At 65.5% G+C, this 2,902-nt stretch carries 2 protein-coding genes; both read right to left on the bottom strand.

Annotated features, from left to right (window positions below; translation table 11 throughout):
• Nucleotides 1-1,352: FAD-dependent oxidoreductase (locus tag PF446_RS04440; RefSeq protein ID WP_298070043.1), on the bottom strand; the 1,352-nt coding region annotated here is incomplete at its 3' end.
• Nucleotides 1,349-2,902: glutamate synthase-related protein (locus PF446_RS04435; protein ID WP_298070042.1), on the bottom strand; the 1,554-nt coding region annotated here is incomplete at its 5' end. The genes PF446_RS04435 and PF446_RS04440, both read right to left, overlap by 4 nt.

Genomic DNA, 2,902 nt, shown 5'->3' with positions numbered 1-2,902 from the left:
CGGACAACCAGGTCCGCCCCACGCACCATATCCCCACCCGCAAACACCCGCGGATGCGACGTCTGATGCGGCAACCGCCCATCGGCCCCGGCGATGGTCCGCCCGGATGCCAGATGCTCGATATGCGCAGCCTCAGCCCAGGCCGGCGGATCCACCTGAAACCCGAACGCTATGATCACCACATCCGCCTCCAGCACATGCTCGCTGCCGAGCACATTCTGCGGCCGCGGACGGCCGTCGCCGCTGTCGACCAGGCGCGTCTCGACCATGTCCACGCCGGTGACCTGGGTGTCACCAATGATGCGCAGCGGTTGACGATGGAACATGAACTTCACGCCTTCATCGCGCGCGTTGCGCACCTCGCGTCGCGAACCGGGCATGTTGGCCTCGTCGCGGCGGTAGATGCAGCTGACTTCACTGGCGCCCAGGCGGATCGCGGTGCGCACGCAGTCCATGCCGGTATCGCCACCGCCCAGCACCACCACACGCTTTCCGGCGACATCATATTGCGGGTCCAGCGGCAACCCGCGCATCAGTCGACGGACGTTGGCAATCAGGAACGGCAAGGCTGCGTGCACGCCGTCCAGTTGCAGACCGGGCAGCCCGCCGTCCAGCGCACGGTAGGCACCGGTGCCCATGAATACCGCATCGAATTCGTTCAGCAGGCTGTCGAAGGCGCGGTGGATCCCGATCTCGGTGTTGAGGTGAAACTGCACGCCCATGGACTCCAGCACGCGCCGGCGCATCCGCACGACTTGCTTGTCCAGCTTGAACGGCGGAATGCCGTAGGTCAGCAGGCCGCCGATTTCCTCGTAGCGATCGAACACGTGTGCCTCGATGCCATGCCGGACCAGGACGTCGGCACAGGACAGGCCGGCCGGACCGGCACCGATCACCGCCACGCGGCGGCCGGTCGCCTGCACACGGCTGAGATCGGGACGCCAGCCCTGGCGCAGTGCCTGGTCGGTCACCCAGCGCTCGACGCTGCCGATGGTGACCGCACCAAAGTCGCCCTGTTCCAGCGTGCACGCGCCTTCGCACAGGCGATCCTGCGGACATACGCGGCCACACACCTCGGGCAGCGGATTGGTCTGGTGCATCAGCTCGGCGGCGGCGAAAAGATGGCCTTCCTCGACCAGCTTCAGCCAGTTCGGAATGTAGTTGTGCAGTGGACAGGCATGTTCGCAATACGGGTTGCCGCAATCGATGCAGCGACCGGCCTGATCGGTGGCATCATCGGGCAGGAAATCGCCGTAGATCTCGTCGTGCCCGATCACACGCACGGCCACGGGCAAGGTGCGCGGCATGGACCGCGGAATATCAACAAAGCGGAAGTTCTTCTCGTTGCTCATGCGGCCCTCCGCAATTCCTCGACCAGCGCTTCAAGACTCGCGGCACGTGGCTTGACCAGCCAGAAACGATGCAGCACGCCGCGGAAGTCGTCGATCAGGCGCTTGCTCCAGGCGCTTCCGGTCAACTCGGCATGGCGCTGGATCAGACCGCGCAGGTGCTGCATGTGATGTTCGGTGCCTTCCGGTGTGATGTGCACGATGTCGACCAGCTCGTGGTTGTAGCGGTCGACGAAATCACGGTCCAGATCCAGCACGTAGGCGAAGCCGCCGGTCATGCCGGCGCCGAAATTGAGCCCGGCGCGGCCCAGCACCACCACGATGCCGCCGGTCATGTACTCGCAGCAATGGTCACCCGCGCCCTCGGTGACCGCCAGGGCACCTGAATTTCGCACCGCGAAGCGCTCGCCCACGGTGCCGGCCGCGAACAGCTCGCCACCGGTGGCGCCGTACAGGCAGGTGTTGCCCAGGATCGGCGCCTCGTGGCTGGCATATCCGGCATCCGCCGGTGGGCGCACCAGAATCTGGCCCCCGGCCATGCCCTTGCCGACATAATCGTTGGCTTCGCCGGTCAGGTCGATATGCAGGCCGCCAGCGTTCCATGCTCCCAGACTCTGCCCCGCACTTCCCGTCAGTTCCAGGGTGAGCGGATGCTCGGCCATGCCCGCATCACCCCAGCGCTTTGCGATGGCACCGGACAGGCGCGCCCCGACCGCACGATCGGCATTGCCGATGGCATACGCAAAGCGACCGCCACTGCCTGACTGCACGGCGCTGGCGGTGTCGGCCTGGATCCGCTTCACCACCTCTGCTGTCTTGCGCACCGGGTTGCGTGCATGGGTGCAGTAGGGCTTCATGCCAGGCTGGGCGTCGGCGTTGGACAGCAGCGGCGCCAGGTCCAGGGCGTCACCGTGCAAACGCGTGTCCTCGATCTGCTCCAACAGGTCGGTGCGACCAATGATGTCCTCCAGCCTGGGCACGCCCAGGCGCGCGAGCCAGTGACGCACGTCCTCGACCAGGAAACGGAAATAATTCTCGACCATTTCCGGCAGCCCGATGAAGTGGTTGCGGCGCAGCAGCTCGTTCTGGGTGGCCACACCGGTGGCGCAATTGTTGAGGTGGCAGATGCGCAGGTACTTGCAGCCCAAAGCCACCATGGGTGCGGTGCCAAAACCAAAGCTCTCGGCACCGAGCATGGCCGCCTTGATGACATCCAGGCCGGTCTTCAGGCCGCCATCGGTCTGCAGCCGCACACGATCCCTTAGACCATGCTTGAGCAAGGTCTGTCGGGTCTCGGAAAGACCCAGCTCCCAGGGTGTTCCGGCGTACTTGAGCGAGGTCAGCGGACTGGCGCCGGTGCCACCGTCGTGGCCGGACACGGTGATCAGGTCGGCGCCGGCCTTGACCACGCCCGCGGCCACCGTGCCGACACCGGCATTGCTGACCAGCTTGACCGAGACCAGGGCCTCGGGATTGACCTGCTTGAGATCGTGGATCAGCTGCGCCAGGTCCTCGATCGAATAGATGTCGTGATGCGGTGGCGGCGAGATCAG

Source organism: Oleiagrimonas sp. (genome assembly GCF_027858935.1).
Lineage (GTDB): Bacteria > Pseudomonadota > Gammaproteobacteria > Xanthomonadales > Rhodanobacteraceae > Oleiagrimonas.
This window is presented reverse-complemented; position numbering and strand designations above follow the sequence as displayed.